Below are 21,344 nucleotides of genomic sequence, written 5' to 3'. Positions count from 1 at the left end.
GAGACTTAAAATGAGAACTAAAACTATATATTTTGCTACAAAAGCGTTAATTGTTAATGCGGGTAAGTTTTTAGCAGTACATAAATCGAATGTAAATTATGACTTATATGAATTGCCCGGTGGAAGATTAGAATTTGGAGAAACTCCAGAAGAAACTTTGAAAAGAGAAATAAGAGAAGAACTTAACATTAAAGTAAATCCTATCAAACTTTTTGATACATGGACTTTTATATCTGATGACTATCAGATAGTTGGAGTGATTTATCTATGTACCATTAAAGAAGGTAAAATAACTTTGTCAGAGGAACATGATAAATACCAATGGTTACCTTTAGAAAAAGAATCAAGTCAATATATGCATAAAGTTTTTAATGAAAAAATGTGTAACTGGGATTTTGATAATATCATAAAATAATGGACATAAAACCACTAAAAGTCAAATGAATTTTTAGTGGTTTTTATTGTTAAATTAAACTTTATATTCAATTTTTTTAATGGATTTAGATAAAAATTTTAATTAATATTATTTGATTGTGTAATAATTTGTCGTATGCTAAAATATCTTTGATACAGGATAAAAATAATTTGATTTAGGAGAATTATATGTTCTTAAAGAATTTTAAAATTGCTCAAAAATTATCATTTGCGCTTGGCTTAGTAGTCATATTTGTACTTGGATTACTAAGTTATATTTACATTAATTTTAATGGACAAAGTAATGCAATTGATTCAAATGTTGAGAGTTACAATATAATAAGAAAATCGGATCAGATTTTAATTAGTTTATTAAATATGGAAACTGGAGCAAGAGGTTTTGCTTTTACTGGTAGGGAGGAATTTTTAGAACCTTTTAATACAGGAAAGAGTAGTGTCTATAATGAGATTGAAGAGTTAAGTAGTTATACAAGTGATAATACATTACAGCAAACAAGAATAAACAAATTAAGAAGAGACTTAGACTTATGGATTACATATGAAAGTGCGAGTATAATTGAAGCAAGAAAACAAGTTAATAATGGAAACTTAAAACTAGAAGATCTGGTTGAAGAAGCTCAAAAAGGTATTGCTAAGAATTATATGGAAGATATTAGGGTTTCTTTAAAGGACATCGCTGATAAAGAAGTCAGTATATTAGAAGATAGAAAAAGTAATCTAGAATATACTCAAAAGTTAACCGTATATGTAATTCTAGTTGGAGCTGTTGCAGTAATTTTTGTTTCAGTTTTTATAGGTTTCTTCTTGGCAAGAATGGTTGTAGAACCTGTAACTACAGTAACAGAAACTTTTAAAAGAATATCTGAAGGAGATGCAGATTTAAATGTTAGATTAAATGCAGATTCAAAAGATGAACTTGGGGCTATGGCTAAGTATTTTAATACTTTTATGTTTAAACTAACGGAAATAATGACAGAAAATAGAAATCAAAATTGGATTAAGTCAGGACATGCAGAGCTTACCGAAAATATAAATGGAGAGGTTAACATACCAGTATTAGCCAACAAAGTTATTAATTATATAAGTAAATATGTTGATGCAAAAATAGGAGCTATATATGTTAAAACAGAAGATGGCAACTTTAAGTTAGTTGGAAGTTATGCATATAAGAAACGTAAAAATCTTTCTAACATAGTTAAACTTGGAGAAGGTATAATAGGTCAAGCTGCTTTAGAAAAGCAAAGTATGACAATTAGCAATATACCAGAGGACTATGTATACATAAATACTGGACTAGGTGAAGCAGTCCCTAAAAATATTTTAGTTGTTCCTTGTTTAGACAATAATGAGGTAGTTTGTATAATTGAACTGGGAACTTTTAATGAGTTTAGTAATAAACAGTTAGAGTTTATAGAACAAGTAAGTAATGGAGTTGCAATAGCTGTAAACTCTGCAGAAGCTCAAAATAAACTCAAAGAGCTTTTAAGAAAAACGTTAGAACAGTCAGAAGAACTACAAACTCAGCAAGAAGAGTTAAGACAAAATAATGAAGAGTTAGAACAACAAACTAAGGCTTTAAAAGAGTCCGAAGCTTACATGCAAAGGCAGCAAGAAGAACTTAGAGTTTTAAATGAAGAACTTGAGGAGAGAACTAAGGGTTTAGAACTTCAGAAAAAAGATATAACAGCCAAAAATGAAAATTTAACAAAAGCTCAAAAAGAAATAGAGGAAAAAGCTAATGCTTTAGAACTTGCAAGTAAATATAAGTCAGAGTTTTTAGCTAACATGTCCCATGAACTTAGAACTCCATTAAATAGTATAATAGTACTTTCACAAATGATAGCAGAAAATAAAGAAAATGGTACACTATCTGAAAAACAACTTGAGTTTGTAAACACTATAAACTCATCTGGTGAAGACTTGTTGAAACTTATAAATGATATATTAGATATTTCTAAAGTTGAAGCAGGTAAGTTAGAGTTGAACTTAGAAGTCATCAGTTTAGCAGACTTAGTGAAATATGTAAAACAATCTTTTGCTCCATTTGCAGAGAAAAAAGGATTATTTTTTGATGTTGAAGTTCAAGATGGATTAGAGTTAGAAATAATGGCAGACTATCAAAGACTTCAGCAGATATCTAACAATCTTTTATCTAATGCATTTAAGTTTACTCATAAAGGTGGAGTTACTTACTCTATAACTTCAAGTAAAACTAAAAAGTCTGATGAGTATAATTACTATATAGATATAGCAGTAAAAGATACAGGAATAGGAGTTGCATCTGATAAAACAGAACTTATATTTGAGGCATTTAAACAATCAGATGGAAGTACAAGCAGGAAATATGGTGGAACTGGACTAGGATTATCTATATCAAGAGAGTTTGCAAAACTTATGAATGGAGAAATAACTGTAAAGAGTTATGAAGGCATTGGAAGCACCTTTACTTTGACTTTTGAGGCAAAGAGAGTTAAAACTCATAGTGAAACTAGTACACAAGTAGGTAAAACTACAGAAGAAAAAGAAGTGAAAATCTTAAAAGATGAGTTTAAAAAACTTTTGATTGTAGAATCAGAAAAAAACTCGAATATAGAACAAATATTAGAAGGTAAAGATATACTTATAACAACTGTAAAAAGTGGAGTAAAGTCATTAGAACTATTGGAAAATGAAAACTTTGACTGCATGATATTAGATTATGAAGTAAAGGATATGAACCCTTTGAATTTGCTAATGGAACTAAAGCAAAGAGAGCTTATAAACTTCCCTATAATAATCTATACAGGAGAACAATTAACAAGAGATGAAGAAGAGAAATTACAAAGGTATACTGAAAGTATTATTATAAAGGGTGCCCGTTCTAGCGAAAGATTAGTTTCTGAAGTTAGTTTATTCCTTCAAGATGATGATATAGAAATGAAAAATATAGAAATAGACGAAGTACAATCAGCTGTAGAAGAAGAGGGCTTTAAGAATAAAAAAATTCTAATAGTAGATGATGATATGAGAAATGTATTTGCACTTACCAGTGTATTAGAAGAAAAGGGTCTTAAGGTAGTAGTTGGAAGAAGCGGAAATGAAGGAATAAAAAAACTTAATGAAGAAGGTAATATTGATTTAATTTTAATGGATATAATGATGCCTGATATGGATGGATATCTAGCAATTAAAGAGATTAGAAAAGATTCAAAATTTGCAAAAACACCTATAATAGCAGTTACAGCAAAATCAATGAAAGAAGATAGGCAAAAGTGTATTGAAGTTGGAGCAGATGACTATTTAACTAAACCTATAGACGTTCCTAGACTTATTTCTCTATTAAGGGTGTGGTTGTATAAATGAGTAATGAGGAATTAAAAGAAAAAATTGATAATGAAGACTTGGAGATAGCTTTATTACTTGAAACAATATATAAGAAATATGGTTATGATTTTAGAGGTTATTCTCCAGCCCATATAAAACGAAGAATTGTTCATAGAATGACTATGGAAGATTTAAAAAACATAAGTGAACTTCAACACAAAGTTATATATGATAAAAAGTTTATAAACACAATATTAAGTGATTTCTCTATAAATGTAACTGAGATGTATCGTGATCCAAGCCTTTTTAAAAGCTTTAGAGAAAAGGTTATACCAGTACTTAAGACTTATCCTTTCATTAGAATTTGGCATGCTGGATGTTCAACTGGAGAAGAGGTTTATTCTATGGCTATCCTTCTAAAAGAAGAGGGTTTATATGATAGAACTCAAATATATGCAACAGATTTTAATAAGGTTGTTTTAAAAAAGGCAAAAGAAGGTATCTATCCACTTGAGAGAATAAAGGAGTATAGCTATAATTATCAAAAAGCTGGAGGTTCATCAACTCTTTCAAACTATTATTTAGCAAGCAATGATTTTGTTGTGTTTGATAAAAGTTTAAGAGAGAAGGTTACTTTTGCAGACCATAATCTTGTTACAGACGGAGTTTTTGGAGAAATGCACGTTATAGTGTGCAGAAATGTATTAATATATTTTAGTAAGGATTTGCAGGACAAGGTTACTAAACTTTTTGCAGACAGCTTAATAAGTGGTGGTTTTTTATGTTTAGGTTCTAAGGAAAATATAAAGTTTTCTAAAAATGCAGAAATGTTTAATGATTTTGTAATGAAAGAAAAGATATTTCAAAAAAGATATAGAAGAACAATTTTAGGTTTATAATTTTATAAAATTACTATTAGAGGAGTTTAATGTGAGCAGAAAAAATTACATAGATATATTAATTGTGGATGATAGACCAGAAAACTTATTGGTATTAGAGAGCATACTTTATAATATGGAATGCAATATTATAAAAGCTACTTCAGGAAATGAAGCACTAAGCTTGATGTTTGATTATAATTTTGCTTTAGTTTTATTAGATGTTCAGATGCCTGAAATGGATGGATTTGAAATAGCTGAACTAATGAGAAGTAATTCAAGAACTCGATTTACTCCTATAATTTTTGTAACTGCAATCAGTAAAGAAAAGAAGTGTATATTTAAGGGGTATGAGGTTGGAGCTGTTGATTATCTCTTTAAGCCGATTGAACCAGTGGTATTACAAAGTAAGGTGAAGTTTTTTATAGAACTTTATAATCAAAACAAAATAATTGAACAACAAAAGACCTTGCTAGAGATTAAGATAAAAGAATTATCTGAACTTAAAGCTGCAAATTTTAATTTAGAAAATTTATCTTACACAGATGGGTTAACAGGAATATCAAACAGAAGAAATTTTGATTCATATATAGAGATGAGCTGGAATAATTGTTTAAACTCCAATAAACCATTGTCATTAATAATGATGGACATTGATTACTTTAAACTATATAACGATAACTATGGACATATCAAAGGTGATGACTGTTTAAAGGCAGTTGCAAAAGAACTATCCAAAAGTGCAAAAAGGACTTTGGATCTTTCAGCTAGGTATGGTGGAGAAGAGTTTGTTATAATATTGCCTGAAACCCATAAGGATGGGGCAGAAATCATAGCTGAAGAGATAAGAAAAAATATAATAAATCTTGACATTCCCCATGAGTCTTCCCCTATATCTAAAAATGTAACCTTAAGCCTAGGCGTAACAACGATGGTTCCTAATAATCAACATACCATATCAGAATTTATAAATGACGCAGATAAGGCTTTGTATGAAGCTAAAAGCTTAGGAAGAAATAGGACATGTTTTGTGGATAATTTAAATTAAAAAATAAAGTCTAGAAATTCTAGGCTTTATTTTTTTCTATATAACAATCTATTATTTTTCTTGCGATGCTTACTCTAGTTGGAAGCTCAGGTAGGTTATCAATATCAAACCAGTCTGCTGAAAGAATTTCAGTTCCATCCTCAACTATTTCTCCACTTTCATAATCAGCAGTAAAACCTACCATTAATGAATTAGGAAATGGCCAAGGCTGACTTCCCCAATATTTAACGTTTTTAACTTGTATCCCAACTTCTTCTTGTATCTCTCTTTTGGCTGCTTCTTCAAGGGTTTCTCCAGGTTCTACAAAACCCGCTATAAGACTATGCATATTTCCTTTAAAAGATTTATTGTGAGCTAAAAGAAGTTTACCTTCTTTAAATACAGCTGTTATTACTGCAGGAGATATTCTTGGATAGTTTACAAAGCCGCAGTTTGTACACTTTTTTGCATATTCTTCTTTGATTGTTATAGTAGTACTTCCACAACAACCACAATATTGATGAGTTTTATCCCAAGTAACAATTTGATAAGCTTTCCCAGCTAAAAGAAAGATATCTTCATCTAAGTCATTATATAAAGATCTGAGTTCCTTAAAGTGCATGTTTTCTTTAGAGGATTCTTCTGAATCAACTTCTACTGAATAAGAAGGTTGTCCGAAAAGAGTTCCAAGATATTGTTTTCTAACAATAGAAAGGTTTAATTCCTCTAGTGTTTTAGTAGACGGGATGGTTACCTTATCATTAATGACTTCTACTAAAAGCTTGTTATTGAAAAATATAAACCAATATTTATTAATTTCATCTTCATTTTCAAGTTTAGCTAGTGGTGAATAATTTTTATAAATACTTTCCATATTTGCTACTCCTTAAGTCAAATTTGTATATTATTTTTAAGAATACCACATCGAATTTTAATAATCAAATGTAATAAGATTATGTTATGCTATAGTAGTAAGATTAAAAGGAATCTAATGAAGTTCTATGAACTTTTATTAGAGTAAGGGGGACAAATGGAGAAAATTGAAATTAGAAAGATTGAAAACAAAAAGGAAATTCCTTATGATTTACTTTTATTAGCAGATCCTTCTATGGAAGTAATAGAGGAGTATGCAAGCAGAGGGGAAGTTTATGGTGGTTTTATTGGCAACAGTATTATAGGTGCGTATGTACTTATTAAAACTAGACCAGCTACCTTGGAGCTTGTAAATATTTCGATTTGCGATGAATATCAAGGAAAAGGAATCGGTAAATTGTTAATATATGATGCAATTGATAAAGCTAAAATGCAAGGAGTAAAGACCTTGGAAGTTGGTACAGGAAATTCAAGTATAACTCAACTAGCTTTTTATCAAAAATGTGGTTTTAGAATAACTGGAGTAGATAGAGATTTTTTCAAAAAACATTATGAAGAAAAAATTATTGAAAATGGTATAGAGTGTGTTGATATGATTAGAATGAGCATGGAACTATAAAGGGAAATAGGGTGAATTATGAATATAATAGAAGAGAAGAATATGAGTGAAATTAATCTTATAAAGCCTTTATGGGAAAAATTGAATGAGGTTCACTTGAAGCAATCTGTTTATTTTAAGAAGAAGTATGAAAGTTTTACTTTTGAAGAGCGGATTGAATCTATATTAAAAAAAGCTCAACATGGAAAGATAAAACTATATATGATTTATGATGAAAAAGAAAATAGGTATGTGGGATATTGTTTAAGTTCAATACAAGAAGAAGTAGGTGAAATTGAATCTATATTTATAGAGGAAAATTATCGTAAATCAGGCTTAGGGGATAAGCTTATGAGTAAATCATTGAAGTGGTTTGAAGAAAATTCAATTACTAATATTGAAATAAATGTAGTTTATGCAAATGATAGCGCATTACCATTTTATCAAAAACATGGATTTTTCATTGGAAACTATATTTTAAGAAGACAGAAGTAAAGGAGAACTAAACGTGATAATAAAAAGTGTAACGCTATACGTTAAGAAGGAAAATAGAGAAGACTTTATTAAGGCCACTTTAGAGAATCAGAGAAATTCTTTAAAGGAAGAAGAAGTAATAAGTTTTGACTTTTTTCAAAGTGATGAAGATGAAACTAAGTTTTTGCTTTATGAAGTATATAAATCAGAAAAAGGTATGTCATCTCATTTAGAAACAGAACATTTTAAAAAGTGGATAAAAACAGTAGAGGATTTTTTCTCAAAACCAAGAGAAAAAGCTACATATATTCCAATAGAATAAATTTTAAAAAGTATCTAGAGAAATATTCTGGATACTTTTTTGTTGACAAAAAATAATTATAAGAATATTATTAAGTTATAACTCAATGAGTAAACACTCAATTAAATTAAAGGAAGAAACATATGAAAGAAAATAAAAGAAATGTGCAGAAGGAATTAACTAGAAAGAAATTAATAGAGGTAGCCATAAAACTATTTGGTGATAATGGAATATTAAATACTAAAACCATAGATATATCAAAAGAAGCAGGGGTATCCCACGGAACAGTTTTTTCTCACTTTAGAACTCAAGAGGAATTATTAGATACTGTAATTGAAGAGGTTGGTGATAGGATCGTTTCAAAACTTCAAGAGCTCATTGACGTTAAGGGTAGCTTAGAAGAGATTCTAAAAGCCCACATAAATGGACTTATAGAGTTTGAAAAGTTTTATACGAGGCTCATAATAGAGAGAAGATTGCTACCTGAAAGTGCTAGTAATATATATGTAATAATTCAATCTAGTATATCCTTTCATATTGGGGAAGTATTAAAGGAAGAAATAGCTAAAGGGAAAATAATAGATACACCTATACATTTGTTATTTAATTCATGGGTAGGATTAATCCATTATTATTTAACTAATGGGGATTTATTTACTAATGATGGATCTATTTTAAATAATTATGGTCAGGATTTAATTAATCATTATATAAAACTAATAAAGGTAAAGAAGGGATAAGCATGTATGAGGAGATACTAGATAGAGTAAAAGTAGTTGAAAACGGGTTTAAGGAAATTGAAAAAGAAGCTCTAGTTTTAGTTAAAAACAATACTATTGAAGAGAGTTTTAACCTTGGAAAAGAGTTTTATTTATCAGAAATTTATCAAGTTAGAGAACTTGGGGTTTTTATTTTTGGAGAAATTGCTTGGAAGAAAAATGAGGCATTGGTATTACTAAAAGAGGAAGTAAGCTTAGATGAAAACTGGAGAGTACAAGAGATATTAGCAAAGGCTTTTGATAAGTATTGCTACTGTGTAGGATATGAGAAAACATTACCTATAATTAAAGATTGGCTTAAAAGTGATAGAGCAAATGTCAGAAGGGCCGTTACTGAAGGATTAAGGATATGGACAGGAAGAGATTATTTTAGGAACCATCCAAAGGTAGCAGTAGATTTACTTTCAGAACTTAAAGAAGATGAAAGTGAATATGTTAGAAAATCTGTAGGAAATGCCTTAAGAGATATAAGTAAAAAACATACTTCTCTCATAATAGAAGAACTTAAAACTTGGGATATTTCTAATAATCATATAAATCAAGTTTATAAACTTGCAAATAAATATATAAAAGATAGGAGAATTTAATATGAAAAATTATGATAATTTTTTTCTAGGTGTAAAAGATCTTAAGGAAGCAAAAAAGTATTATGGAGAAACTTTGGGATTAAAACTTAAGTTTGATTTCTCTAATAAAGGAATGATGGCTTTTAATGTAGGTGATGAGGAACCAGCAATTATACTAAAAGATGAAAACATATTTAAAAACATTAAACCTACTATATGGTTTGAAGTTGATAATGTTCAAAGTATTTATAAAGAACTTAAGGAAAAAGGGGTTGAATTTTTATCAGAACCCTTTGAAATAGGTACTGGAGTAGCAGTAGAGTTTGAAGATCCTTTTGGAAACAGATTAGGAATAACCGATTATGTAAAAATGAATAAATAAGAGGTGAAAAATATGAAAAAATGTATAGCTTGCGGAATGCCATTAAAACATAAAGAGGACTTTCCAAATGAAGATGAAACTAAAGATTATTGTAAATACTGCTCAAAAGAAGATGGCTCAATGCAGTCTTATGATGAAAAGTTAGAGTCTTTAACCAAATTTATAGTTAATACTCAAGGGTTAATGGAAGAAGTCGCAACTACAGCAGCAAAATCCATGATGGAGAAACTTCCAGCTTGGGCAAATAAATGAGAATAAAAAATATCTGAAGACAGTAATTGCCTCCAGATATTTTTTATTTTAGTGATATTGTAACGCTGTTTTCCATATCTAAAGTTACTGTAGCACCAGGAAAATGAATTTCAAAAAGAATTAAACTTTCTCCAACTTGATTTATTAAATCCTCGTAAAATGGGAACTTATTTACAAAAGCCTCTCTTAAATCATATATGGTACGAGGACTTTCTATAACTTGTCCCTTTGCTCTTATATGTTCATTTTCTACATGGGGGATTGTTGTAAAGGCTATGTTTGGGTTTAATTTAAATTCTTTTACCTTATCGTTTTTATTGAAGCTTGTGAAAAATAGCAGGTTAGAAGCCTCTTCGTAATAAAAGTTAACTAATCTTACGTTAGATTGGTTATCAAAATTTGTTGCTAAGGCAATTTCAGTGTGCTCTTTCATAATTCTTAAAAATTCTTTTTTTATATCCATTTAAATCTCTCCTTTAATAATTAGTATAGTTATAGTATACTTTCAAAAGGTGTCATTATTTGATACCATTAATATGATAAGGAGAAAATTATGAGTAAATCTGAAAGAATAAATGATATGATGATATATCTTAATGATAAAAATTTCTTTAATCTTAAGGACCTAATGGATAGATATGATATTTCTAAAAGTACAGCATTAAGGGATGTAGCATCTTTAGAGGAAATGGGAATGCCTATTTTTTCAGAACCAGGAAGAAATGGTCGTTATGGTGTCTTAAAAAACAAATTACTATCTCCAATTGTATTTACAGTAGATGAAATGAGTGCGTTATATTTTTCGATGTTAACTCTAAAGGCTTATGAATCAACTCCATTTCATTTAAAACTTGAAACATTAAAAAGAAAATTTGAGATGTGTCTTTCAGAAGGATATATTGATGAACTTCATAAAATGGAAGAAATATTAAGGCTTGAAGTATCCAAACATAATAATAGCAGCCCTTTATTGAAAGACATTTTGAAAGCAGCAATTGAGGAACAGGTTTGTAATCTAATCTATACTAAAAAGGGAATTAGAAAAGAGTATAAAGTTCAGTTTTTTGATATAACAGCTAATTATGGTCAATGGTATGTAACTGCATTTAATTTTGAAACCGAAACTATTAGAGTTTTTAGATGTGACAAGATAGATTATATTTCTATAATAGATGATTATAAACCCAAATCTATCAAAGAATTAAAGCAAGCATTTTTAAAAGTATTTAAAAGAAAAGAAGCTATAGATTTTGAAATAGAGGTAACTAATAAAGGTGTAGACTTATTTTACAAGGAGCACTATCCATCAATGCACTTAAATATTGAGGGTAAAAGAAATTATATCAAGGGTTTTTATAATAAAGGAGAGGAGAAATTTATATCAAATTATTTTATTAATTACTCTGATTCTATAATATCAATAAAACCTAATTCCTTAAAAGAACTTATGATTGAAAGAGTTTCTTCATTAAGTGAGTATTATAAAAAAATGATGCTAGAATAAGTAGCATCATTTTTCATATTAGAATTTATTATAAAAAACTATTTCAGAAAGTTCTTTCCTAGTTGTATGCATAGGGCTAGGTTTTGAATCTTGACTTGGATATCCTACTGGAAGTATACTTATTGCTTCTAAATTATCAGGAATATTATAGGCTTCTTTTATTGCAACAGGATCAAAGAAACCAACCCAAGTACTTCCAAGACCAAGTTCATGAAGTTGAAGCATCATGTGGGTTGTTATAATACTTGCATCAATATCACTTGAGGATTTACCATCAAACTTAACACGCTTCCAAGAAGTTTCTGTATCAACACATACAACTAATGCAAGTGGTGCATTGAAATGATAAGTAGTGCAGGATTTTAATTTCTCCAAAGCCTCATCACTTTCAAGTACTAGAATTCTCTGTGGCTGGCGATTTGCAGCAGTTGGAGCTAATCTAGCTGATTCAAGTATTAAATCTAGCTTTTCTTTTTCAACCTTTTTTGAATCAAAACTTCTAACAGAATATCTTTCTTTTACTAACTCTACAAAATCCATAGAAATACCTCCCTTTTTTATTTTATTATAAATTATAGAAAGCTTATTTCCAAGTTATGCTTGCAGATTTTCTTGGTACAGTTCTCTTATAAGTGACACTTGGATATCCTACAATCATACATGTAACAACTTGTTTACCTGGTTCTATATTAAGAAAATCTAAAATTTCTTTGCTGTTTTGAGAAGCTCTTACAAAAAATCCACTAAAGAAGGTTCCAAGACCTAAAGCATTTGTCATAAGCTCCATATTTGAAGATGCTAAAGCACCACTAACATCTGAATTAGCTGTAACAACTATTACTGATGGTGCATTAAAGAATATTTTGTCATTTTTAGAATCTTGTTTGTAATTAGCATACATGTCTAACCACATCTTGGCATATCTCTTATATCTTGACATCTCAGGTGATGGATCATTTAGCATGTTTTCACCTATTACTTTTAAGCTTTCAAAAGTCATAGCTTTAAGTGTTTTTAGGTTTTCACCTCTTATAACAGTATAAGAAACATCTTGAAGATTGCTTCCAGTTTGAGTAAATCTTCCAGCTTCAATTATCTTTACAAGCTTGTCTTCCTCAACTTCTTTATCTTTAAATTGTCTTATAGTTCTTCTATATTTAATAAAATTCAATAAGTTATCAGAACTTAAAGAAAAATCCTCAGAAGAAAATTCTTTTACTTCATCCATATCATAGTCATCGGTAGATACAGCTGCCTTTGGGCATACAGCTATACAATGTCCACATTTCATACAAGTTACATTATTAATTCTGGCTTTTCCATCCACCATTTCTATATCTCTTGGAAAACAGTCTTTTACACATAGACCACAGCCTATACATTTTTCAGCATTTACACTAAACATATAATTCACTCCTCTTAATGGTTTTTAACAAAATGATTATAGCACTAAAATATAAGTTGTGTCCAATTTAATGTGAAGAAACAAAGCAATATCATACAAGAAACCATATGATTTTTATGATAAACTTAGACCATGAAATTGAGAAAGGAAGTTTTAAAGTGAAAAATGAAATAAGAACCATAAAATACGATACAGAACTTAATATAGAGGCCTACAACTTTAAAGGTATAATGCAGAAGTTTCCGAATCACTTTCATGATTGTTATGTTATAGGTTTTATAGATAGCGGTAGGAGAAGTTTAGAGTGCAAAAATAAAGAATATATAGTTGAGCCAGGAGATATAGTAGTATTTAACCCAAAAGACAATCATGCCTGTGAGCAGATTGACAATAAAACCCTTGATTATAGGTGTATTAACATCAAAATTGAAGTTATGAGAAAAGTTGCTTTTGAGATTACTGGGAAAGAGTATGCTCCTTATTTTAATAAAACAGTTCTATTTCATAGTGAACTATCGTCATCCTTAAAGGAGCTTCATTCAATGATTTTTAGTGAAGAGAAGGATTTTAAAAAGGAAGAACTTTTCTATTTTTTAATAGAGCAATTAATTGAGGAATTTACAGAACCAGCACCTGTATTCAAGCTTGACAATATAAGTAGTGAAATTGAAATGGTTTGTGAGTTCTTAGAAAATAATTATACGAGGAATATAACTTTAAACGAATTAAGTGATTTAGTTAAATTAAGTAAATACTATCTGCTACGTTCTTTTACTAAACAAAAAGGAATTTCTCCTTATAGTTATTTAGAAACCATAAGAATAAACAAAGCTAAACTATTGTTAGAGGGTGGAACATCAATAATCGAAACTGCTATGGAGACAGGCTTTGTGGATCAAAGTCATTTTTCAAAATTTTTTAAGAATTTTATAGGACTTACTCCAAGGCAATATATGAAGATATTTATTGAAAAAGATAATGAAGGAGAAAGTTATGATAAAAAATGAAAATACAAGAGGGCATTTACTTGCTCTTATTACAATAATAATTTGGGGGACTACATTCATATCTACTAAGGTACTTTTAAAAGAATTTTCCCCTGTAGAAATACTATTTTTTAGATTTATTATAGGATATTTTGTTCTCTTAGTAGCATATCCTAAAAAGTTTAAGCTTCTTGATAGAAAACAAGAGTGGTATTTTATATTTGCAGGAATAACTGGAGTTACCTTGTACTTCTTATTAGAGAACATAGCATTAACCTATACCCTTGCTTCTAACGTTGGGGTTATAGTTTCTATAAATCCATTCTTTACAGCTTTACTTGCACACTTTTTCGTGAAAAAAGAAAAATTAGAACCTAGATTTTTTAAAGGATTTCTAGTTGCTATGGTAGGAATATTATTAATAAACTTTAATAGTAGTAAAGTGCTTATGCTAAATCCTATAGGTGACATATTAGCTGTTTTTGCAGCAATTGTTTGGGCTGTATATTCTACCTTAATAAAGAAGATAAGTGAATTTAAATATAATATTATATTAGTTACGAGAAAGGTTTTCTTTTATGGAATAATATTTATGATACCTGCTTTGTTTATTTATGACTTCAAAATTAATTTAAATAGATTCTCTGAGATTAATAATTTGATTAATATTCTATTTTTAGGAATAGGGGCATCAGCTTTATGCTTTGGAACATGGAACTATTGTGTAAAAGTGTTAGGGGTAGTTAAGACAAGTGTCTACATCTATCTAGTTCCTATAGTAACTCTCTTGACTTCAGCCATAATTTTAAGGGAAAAGATAACTTTTTTATCTCTTTTAGGGACAATTGTGACTTTAGGAGGACTAGTTATTTTAGAAAAAAAGGATAAGAATATAGATGTAGTTGGGAAAGTAAATGAAGTGTAAAAATCTAATTCACCTAATTCTAATAAAACCTATGAGATTATCAATGTAGTTGTGATATTATAAAAAGAGTATCATAAATTACAGGAGGTAGTACATGGAGTTTGATATTTATAAGCTTGCTGATAATTATAAGTTAACTGAAGTTGAGAGACAACTGCTTGAATATATATTGAAAAATATAGATAAGGTATTAAACATGGGAGTAAGGGAAGTTGCAAATATTAATTATACTTCTACTGCAACCATAATTAAGCTCTCGAAGAAATTAGGCTATACAGGATACACTGATATGGTGTATAGACTTAATTTCATTATTAAAAATCAAAAAAAGAATCAAGATAGAACTTCAGATATTACCAGTTTCATAGATGAGATTGAGAAGGAAAATATAGATAGTTTTATAAATATGCTTGTGAAAAATAGAGATAATATAATTCTTATAACAGCTACTGGTTTTTCAGATCCTATTGCAGAATTTTTTTGGAGAAAGCTTTTGGTTTTAGGATTTAAATGTATTAAAACTAACTCATATGGAGTATACGACAGTAATCAGATAGGTGCTTCATTAGTTATAGGCATATCTAAAAGTGGTGAAACAGAAAGTGTAACAAAGGTTATAGATTATGCAGTTAATAATAGTCTAGAGGTAATTACTTTTACAGGAAGCCCTATGGATTATATGGCAAAAAAATCAACTCTCCATTTTTCAATCTTAGATGATAAACAATTAGATGATAGAAATATTACTGCAAATTATTTTTATGCTAGGGTAATGATAATAATAGAATATCTATTAGATAAAGTAATGAAAAATATATAAAGTTTGTAAAATAGCCGTTTAAGAAGGATTTTCTTAGATGGCTATTTTGATTTGAAAAGGTAAACATGTTTACTTTTTGGTCAACATGTTACTGAAAGGGTGAAAACTATTAACAAGCAGATTTAATAATGTTATTCTAGGTTCAAGGTAATTACCAGAGATAAAACTTAATAAGTAGATAGAGGAGAAGATTTAAATGAAGGATAAGATTCTTAACAGTATGCAAAAGTTTGCCAAAGCTATGATTGGCCCGGTCTTATTTTTACCAATAGTAGGAATGTCTATCGCATTAACTGCTGTTTTTACTAATACAACCTTTGTTACTGAAAAGGGAGTAATTTGGACAATAGGAAAATTCTTTAATGGAATGCTAAATCCTATTATGGGGAACTTAAGTATTCTATTCTGTGTAGGAATAGCTATGGGAATGGCTAAAAAGAAGAAAGCAGAAGCTGCTTTTGTAGCTCTTATGTCTTATATATTATTTTTAGGTGCAAATAGTAGATGGTTAGAGTTATCAGGAAAGATAATCAAAGGAGATACAGCAGGTGCTTTATATGGAACAGGTCAAACTATTCAGCTTGGTTTCCATGTAACCGATATGGGTGTTTTTTTAGGAATGATTTTAGGTGTACTTGTTGCAGTAGTTCACAACAAGTATGGAAGTAAAGAATTTAAAGGGGCTATGGCTCCTTATGGTAACAGCAAACTTGTATTCGTTGTAATGATTCCAGTAATTGCGGTGTTTAGTATTTTGGCTACTTATGTTTGGCCAACTATTGCAAATGGAATAACTGCTTTAACAGGATTTATGAGTTCAGCAGGAGCTTTAGGTGTATTTGTATACGGATTCTTAAATAGATTTTTAGTTCCAACAGGACTACATCATCTAATTTGGTCACCATTCCTTTATTCAGCAGTGGGAGATCAGATGATAATAAATGGTGAAAATGTAATAGGCGCAAAACCAGTATTCTTAGCATTACTTAATGATCCAACAATAACTATGATGCCTGATTCAGCAAGATTTTTAACTTATGGTTTAGTTAAAACTTTTGGAGTTATTGGAGTAGCTTTAGCATTCTACTTTACAGCTAAGAAAGTTAAACGTAGCAACTTAAAAGCTCAATTAATTCCATCAACTTTAACAGCTGTAATAGCTGGTATTACAGAACCACTTGAATTTACATTTATATTTGCAGCACCATTATTATGGTTTGTATACTCAGTTATTGATGGATTATTTCAAATGTTTGTCTATATATTTAATGTAAGGGTTTGTGCAACAAATGGTATTTTGGATTTCTTAGTTATAAACTTGCCTGCAGGAGTAGGTAAAACACATTGGCCTATGTATGTATTAATAGGACTTGTTGAGATAGCTGTAATATTCTTTGTGTTCAAGTTCATGATTGAAAAAATGAATCTAAAAACCCCAGGTAGAGAAGATGATTCTGACGATATTATAGATTTAAATGAAAATGCAGCAGCAGTAAAAAATCAAATGAAATCAGCAGTAGTTCAAGATGAGGTTAAGGCAGATAGAGAAAAAGCTCTTACAATAATAAAAGCTTTAGGTGGAAAAGAAAACATATTGACTGTTGAGAATTGTTTTTCAAGATTAAGAGTTGAAGTTGTTGATAACAGTTTAATAGATGAAAAAACTTTAAAAACTACAGGAGCATCTGGAGTTGTAAGAAAAGGAAATAACATTCAAGTAGTCTACGGTCTTACAATAAATAAAATTAGAACAATTGTTGATGAGGCATTAGAAATAAAAGAATAAGAATTTAGGAGGAAGTTGAAATGAAAACATTCAAACTAGTAATTGTAGGCGGCGGAAGCACATATACACCAGGTATCGTAAAAAGTTTACTTTCAAGAAAAGACGAATTTAAAATATCTGAACTTAGATTATACGATATAAATGAGGAACGTCAAAACAAGGTAGGTGTAATAGTAAAAAAAGTTGTTGAGATGTTTGATCCAGAAGTAAAACTTATATTTACTACTAATCCAGAAGAAGGGTTTAAGGATGCAGACTTTGTATTTGCTCAAATGCGTGTAGGTTTATATAAATTAAGAGAAGCAGATGAAAAGATTCCACTAAAATATGATGTAGTTGGACAGGAAACCTGTGGACCAGGAGGATTAGCATATGGTTTAAGAACTATATATCCAATGGTTGAAATGATAGATTTCTGTGAAAAATATGCAAGTCCTAACTACTGGATTGTAAACTACTCAAATCCAGCAGCAATAGTTGCAAAAGCTATGCACAAATTAAGACCAAATGCAAGAATTCTTAATATATGTGATATGCCAGTAGCTATCATGAGAAATATGGCTAATATTTTAGATTGCGACAGACATGATATAGAAGCAGATTACTTTGGATTAAATCACTTCGGTTGGTTTACTAAAATAAGAGTAAAAGGTGAAGATAAAACAGAAGAATTAAAAGCTTATGTAAGAGAACATGGATATATTCCACCAGACTCTAGAAGTGAAGTTAGACACAATGATGCATCATGGCTTCATACATTCGATAATGCTAAATATATAGCAAGAATGTTCCCTAAATATCTTCCTAATACTTATATGCAATATTATCTATTAAGCGACAGTATAGTTAAAGATGCAGATAAGAATCACACAAGAGCTAACGAGGTTATGGAAGGAAGAGAAAAGAAAATATTTGATGCAGTAGATGAATACAATGCTACTGGAGAGATAGATCTTTCACAATTCTTCACAGGAGTTCATGGTGAGTTTATTGTTGAAGTAGCTATGAGTTTAGCTTTCGATTTAAGAAAGAGACATTTAGTTATGGTAGAAAACAATGGTGCAGTTAAAAATGTACCAGATGATGCAATGGTAGAAGTACCAGCATATATAACTAAGGATGGTCCAGAACCAATAAGAGTAGGAGAAATCCCAACTTTCTATAAAGGACTCATTGAGCAGCAAGAAGCCTGTGAAAGGTTAGTTGTAGAGGCTGCTGTAGAAAATTCTTATGAAAAAGCTCTTATGGCATTCACTATGAATAAACCAGTTCCATCTGCTTTTGTAGCTAAACAGATCTTAGACGATATGATAGAAGCAAACAAAGGCTACTGGCCAGAACTTAAATAGAAGGTGCAAAGATATGTTTAAGAATTTATTCAAAAAGAAGAATGAAAATATAATGTATGCTTTTTGTGATGGGGAAAGCCTAGACTTAAGTAAGGTTAATGATGAAGTCTTTTCTCAAAAGATGATGGGAGATGGAATCGCAATAAAACCAAGTGACACTAAAGTATATGCTCCTTGTGACTCAGAAGTAGTTACAATCATGATGGAAAGTAAACATGCAATAGGACTTAGAACAAAAGAGTCAATTGAGTTACTTATACATGTAGGAATAGACACAGTAAACCTAAAGGGTGAAGGTTTTAGTATTCACTGCAAAGAAAGCCAACAAGTTAAAAAAGGCGACTTACTTTTAAGCTTTGATAGAGAAGTTCTTAAAAGAGAAAACTTAGATGACACAATAATGCTAATACTTGCAGAACCTAACGGTCATGAAATAAAAAAATACCATGTTGGGGAAACTATGAAAGCAAGTGAAAGTATTTTATTGGAAATAAAATGATATAAAGTGAAACTTGATTCAGATAAGGGTTTGAGCCCTATCTGAATCTTAGTTGAACTTATCTAGGGTCGTGTCACTGTTAACTACCTACGGGCGTGTTACAGTGGCTAGACATCAGATAATAAAAGAAAAAGAATAAGCTTCACTTAAGGTGGGGCTTGTTCCTTTAGGAGGAGTTTTAAATGAGCATAGTTGAAAACATAATGGAGAACAAAATAGTTGCAGTAATAAGAGGAAACGACAAGGAAGAAGCATTAAACATAATAGAGGGAGCAATAGAAGGTGGCATAAAACTTATAGAAGTAACTTACACAAACAAAGATGCATCAGAAATCATAAAAAGTTTAGTTGGAAAATACAAAGATGTAGTTATAGGTGCAGGAAGCGTTTTAAATGTAGACACAGCTAGAGAAGCTATAAAGGCAGGTTCAGAATTTATAGTAGGACCAAATTTTGACGAACTTATAAGCGAATACTGTACAGAAAAAAATGTAGAATATATCCCCGGTTGTTTCACACCAACAGAAATAGTAAATGCCCTAAACTCAGGGGTTAAGGTTATTAAATTATTTCCTGGGGAAGCTTTAGGCCCAAGTTACATAAAGGCAATAAAAGCACCAATTAAAAATGTTAAGATAATGGTAACAGGTGGAGTTAACCTTGAGAACCTAAATGAATGGCTAAATAGCGGAGCAGATTCAGTAGGAATAGGAAGTATATTAACTTCTGGGACTAATAGTGACAGAACTAAAATAGCCGAAAATGCAAGAAGATTTATGGAGAAGGTAGGGAAATAACATGGGAAAAATTCTTTCAATAGGTGAAATACTTATAAGATTTACTCCAAAAAACTTTGATGTATATGGAAACTCTAACGAATTTGAATGTTTTTATGGTGGGTCAGAAGCCAATATATCCTCAATACTTTCAGCTTGGGATGTTGAAACTTCTATCCTATCAGCTCTTCCAGATAATGATATAGCTAAGAATATAAAAAGACATTTTAGAGGAGTTGGAGTAGACATAAAGAACATTCTAACTAAGGGAGAAAAGATAGGCTACTACTTCTTAGAAAGAAGCTCTGGAGTTAGAAACAGTAGTGTTATATACGATAGAAAACACAGCAGTTTTTCAGAGTTATCTATAGAAGATATAGATATAAACAAAGTACTAGAAGGAGTAACCTGGCTTCACTTTAGTGGAATAACCCTAGCAGTTGGAGAAAACTCTAGAGAAATAGTAAAAGAAGTAGTAAAGGAAGCTAAAAGAAGAAACATATTTATAAGCATGGACTTAAACTTTAGAAGCAAGATGGCAACCTTTATGGAAGCTAAAAACTATGCAACTGAATTAGCTCCTTTTGCAGATATATGTTTTGGAATAGAACCAATAATGGTAGATGATAAAGATGTAACCATGTTTGATAGAGAAAATTCTACAAAGGAAGATATATTTAAAAGGATGAGAGAACTTAAAGAAGAGTTTGGTTTTAAGTATATCTTCCACACAGAAAGAGAAAACGATAAAGAAGATAATAACACCTACTACGCTTACGCCTTAGGCGAGGAAGGAAAAGCAGAATCAGTTAAACTTACAACTAAAATGGTTGAAAGAGTAGGAAGTGGAGATGCATTTGTATCAGGAGTAATCTACTCAATTATGAAAGAAAAAAGCTTAAAAGAAGCCATAGACTTTGGAGTAGCAGCTGCAACTTTAAAATGCACTATTAAAGGGGATAGTATGCTAGTAAATCCAAAGGATGTAGAAAAGATAATAGGAGAAAAAAATTCTATAGAGAGGTAAGGTGAGAACTATGTTATATTCTCAAAAGGTAAGAAAAATAGCTCCAGAAATGGATTCTCTAAAAAGGGGGATGGGCTGGACTACAGAAGATTTAGAAAAGATGCAGGTAATAGTAGAAAGTACCTATGGTAAAAGTCATCCAGGAAGTGTTCATTTAGATGTAGTAGTAAATGAGGCTATGGAGGAGCTTACAAGTTTAAACATAAAGGCAGCAGACTATTATGCAACAGATATATGTGATGGTCAAGCCCAAGGACATGACGGTATGAACTATTCACTAGTATCTAGAGAAATAATAGCAGATATGATAGAAATCCATGCAAATGCTACAGGCTTTGATGGAGGACTATTTGTAGCAAGCTGTGATAAAGGAATGCCAGGAAACCTAGTAGCTATGTG

The 21,344-nt window shown here is 30.3% G+C and carries 25 protein-coding genes; 21 read left to right on the top strand and 4 right to left on the bottom strand.

Annotated features, from left to right (window positions below; all coding sequences use genetic code 11):
- Positions 1-10: 10 nt before the first annotated feature.
- From BUA92_RS19955 to BUA92_RS19940, 4 genes are all read left to right on the top strand, one after another.
- On the top strand, positions 11-415 hold the full coding sequence (locus BUA92_RS19955; RefSeq protein ID WP_073022426.1) for an NUDIX hydrolase: 405 nt from the start codon (positions 11-13) through the stop codon (positions 413-415).
- A gap of 188 nt (positions 416-603) precedes the next feature.
- Positions 604-3,777 carry a response regulator gene (locus BUA92_RS19950; RefSeq protein ID WP_073022425.1) on the top strand — a complete coding sequence of 1,058 codons (3,174 nt, stop codon included), beginning with the start codon at positions 604-606 and terminating at the stop codon, positions 3,775-3,777.
- The gene (locus BUA92_RS19945) at positions 3,774-4,637 is read left to right on the top strand and encodes a CheR family methyltransferase (RefSeq protein ID WP_073022424.1); all 864 of its coding nucleotides are present in this window, start codon (positions 3,774-3,776) and stop codon (positions 4,635-4,637) included. Before BUA92_RS19950 ends, BUA92_RS19945 begins: the two co-directional genes overlap by 4 nt.
- A 31-nt stretch (positions 4,638-4,668) precedes the next feature.
- Positions 4,669-5,664: a diguanylate cyclase domain-containing protein gene (locus tag BUA92_RS19940; protein ID WP_073022423.1), complete on the top strand. Its 996-nt coding sequence runs from the start codon at positions 4,669-4,671 to the stop codon at positions 5,662-5,664.
- A gap of 19 nt (positions 5,665-5,683) precedes the next feature.
- On the opposite strand, the gene nudC is transcribed toward BUA92_RS19940, so the two are convergent.
- Complete coding sequence (nudC, locus tag BUA92_RS19935; RefSeq protein WP_073022422.1) at positions 5,684-6,517, bottom strand: NAD(+) diphosphatase; 834 nt, start codon at positions 6,515-6,517, stop codon at positions 5,684-5,686.
- Positions 6,518-6,673: 156 nt separating this feature from the next.
- On the opposite strand from nudC, the gene BUA92_RS19930 reads away from it, so the two are divergent.
- The 7 genes from BUA92_RS19930 to BUA92_RS19900 all read left to right on the top strand — a co-directional run bounded on the left by BUA92_RS19930 (position 6,674) and on the right by BUA92_RS19900 (position 9,868).
- The gene (locus BUA92_RS19930; protein WP_073022421.1) at positions 6,674-7,135 is read left to right on the top strand and encodes a GNAT family N-acetyltransferase; all 462 of its coding nucleotides are present in this window, start codon (positions 6,674-6,676) and stop codon (positions 7,133-7,135) included.
- 18 nt (positions 7,136-7,153) lie between these two features.
- Positions 7,154-7,609 carry a GNAT family N-acetyltransferase gene (locus BUA92_RS19925; RefSeq protein WP_073022420.1) on the top strand — a complete coding sequence of 152 codons (456 nt, stop codon included), beginning with the start codon at positions 7,154-7,156 and terminating at the stop codon, positions 7,607-7,609.
- A 13-nt stretch (positions 7,610-7,622) separates the two neighbouring features.
- A complete protein-coding gene (locus BUA92_RS19920; protein WP_073022419.1) occupies positions 7,623-7,910 on the top strand; it encodes a putative quinol monooxygenase in 288 nt (95 codons plus the stop codon).
- Between the two features lie 122 nt (positions 7,911-8,032).
- Positions 8,033-8,629: a TetR/AcrR family transcriptional regulator gene (locus tag BUA92_RS19915; RefSeq protein WP_073022418.1), complete on the top strand. Its 597-nt coding sequence runs from the start codon at positions 8,033-8,035 to the stop codon at positions 8,627-8,629.
- Between the two features lie 2 nt (positions 8,630-8,631).
- A complete protein-coding gene (locus BUA92_RS19910; RefSeq protein WP_073022417.1) occupies positions 8,632-9,255 on the top strand; it encodes a DNA alkylation repair protein in 624 nt (207 codons plus the stop codon).
- Between the two features lies 1 nt (position 9,256).
- Complete coding sequence (locus BUA92_RS19905) at positions 9,257-9,616, top strand: VOC family protein (protein ID WP_073022416.1); 360 nt, start codon at positions 9,257-9,259, stop codon at positions 9,614-9,616.
- Between the two features lie 12 nt (positions 9,617-9,628).
- A complete protein-coding gene (locus BUA92_RS19900; protein ID WP_073022415.1) occupies positions 9,629-9,868 on the top strand; it encodes a zinc ribbon domain-containing protein in 240 nt (79 codons plus the stop codon).
- Positions 9,869-9,911: 43 nt separating this feature from the next.
- Here BUA92_RS19900 and BUA92_RS19895 read toward each other — a convergent pair whose 3' ends face one another.
- A complete protein-coding gene (locus BUA92_RS19895) occupies positions 9,912-10,331 on the bottom strand; it encodes a pyridoxamine 5'-phosphate oxidase family protein (protein ID WP_073022414.1) in 420 nt (139 codons plus the stop codon).
- 90 nt (positions 10,332-10,421) lie between these two features.
- Between BUA92_RS19895 and BUA92_RS19890 the strand changes: the two genes are divergently transcribed.
- The gene (locus tag BUA92_RS19890; protein WP_073022413.1) at positions 10,422-11,372 is read left to right on the top strand and encodes a helix-turn-helix transcriptional regulator; all 951 of its coding nucleotides are present in this window, start codon (positions 10,422-10,424) and stop codon (positions 11,370-11,372) included.
- A gap of 18 nt (positions 11,373-11,390) precedes the next feature.
- Here BUA92_RS19890 and BUA92_RS19885 read toward each other — a convergent pair whose 3' ends face one another.
- Positions 11,391-11,912 carry a nitroreductase family protein gene (locus BUA92_RS19885; protein WP_073022412.1) on the bottom strand — a complete coding sequence of 174 codons (522 nt, stop codon included), beginning with the start codon at positions 11,910-11,912 and terminating at the stop codon, positions 11,391-11,393.
- Positions 11,913-11,955: 43 nt separating this feature from the next.
- Positions 11,956-12,777 (bottom strand): nitroreductase family protein, encoded by an 822-nt coding sequence (locus BUA92_RS19880; RefSeq protein WP_073022411.1) that lies wholly within the window; start codon positions 12,775-12,777, stop codon positions 11,956-11,958.
- A 158-nt stretch (positions 12,778-12,935) separates the two neighbouring features.
- Between BUA92_RS19880 and BUA92_RS19875 the strand changes: the two genes are divergently transcribed.
- The 9 genes from BUA92_RS19875 to BUA92_RS19835 form a co-directional block, all read left to right on the top strand.
- A complete protein-coding gene (locus BUA92_RS19875) occupies positions 12,936-13,784 on the top strand; it encodes a helix-turn-helix domain-containing protein (RefSeq protein ID WP_073022410.1) in 849 nt (282 codons plus the stop codon).
- Complete coding sequence (locus BUA92_RS19870; protein ID WP_073022409.1) at positions 13,771-14,688, top strand: DMT family transporter; 918 nt, start codon at positions 13,771-13,773, stop codon at positions 14,686-14,688. The genes BUA92_RS19875 and BUA92_RS19870 overlap by 14 nt, the downstream gene beginning before the upstream one ends.
- Before the next feature lie 94 nt (positions 14,689-14,782).
- A complete protein-coding gene (locus BUA92_RS19865) occupies positions 14,783-15,508 on the top strand; it encodes a MurR/RpiR family transcriptional regulator (RefSeq protein WP_073022408.1) in 726 nt (241 codons plus the stop codon).
- Between the two features lie 196 nt (positions 15,509-15,704).
- A complete protein-coding gene (locus BUA92_RS19860) occupies positions 15,705-17,294 on the top strand; it encodes a PTS transporter subunit EIIC (RefSeq protein ID WP_073022407.1) in 1,590 nt (529 codons plus the stop codon).
- A 20-nt stretch (positions 17,295-17,314) separates the two neighbouring features.
- A complete protein-coding gene (locus BUA92_RS19855) occupies positions 17,315-18,643 on the top strand; it encodes a 6-phospho-alpha-glucosidase (RefSeq protein ID WP_073022406.1) in 1,329 nt (442 codons plus the stop codon).
- 13 nt (positions 18,644-18,656) lie between these two features.
- Positions 18,657-19,142 (top strand): PTS sugar transporter subunit IIA, encoded by a 486-nt coding sequence (locus BUA92_RS19850; RefSeq protein WP_073022405.1) that lies wholly within the window; start codon positions 18,657-18,659, stop codon positions 19,140-19,142.
- 182 nt (positions 19,143-19,324) lie between these two features.
- Positions 19,325-19,939 carry a bifunctional 4-hydroxy-2-oxoglutarate aldolase/2-dehydro-3-deoxy-phosphogluconate aldolase gene (locus tag BUA92_RS19845; protein WP_073022404.1) on the top strand — a complete coding sequence of 205 codons (615 nt, stop codon included), beginning with the start codon at positions 19,325-19,327 and terminating at the stop codon, positions 19,937-19,939.
- Between the two features lies 1 nt (position 19,940).
- Complete coding sequence (locus BUA92_RS19840; protein WP_073022403.1) at positions 19,941-20,945, top strand: sugar kinase; 1,005 nt, start codon at positions 19,941-19,943, stop codon at positions 20,943-20,945.
- A 10-nt stretch (positions 20,946-20,955) separates the two neighbouring features.
- Positions 20,956-21,344, top strand: a 389-nt coding sequence (locus BUA92_RS19835) for a dihydroxy-acid dehydratase domain-containing protein (protein WP_175550891.1), incomplete at its 3' end; no start/stop codon positions are given.

The organism is Clostridium intestinale DSM 6191 (assembly GCF_900130055.1).
Lineage (GTDB): Bacteria > Bacillota > Clostridia > Clostridiales > Clostridiaceae > Clostridium_T > Clostridium_T intestinale.
This window is presented reverse-complemented; position numbering and strand designations above follow the sequence as displayed.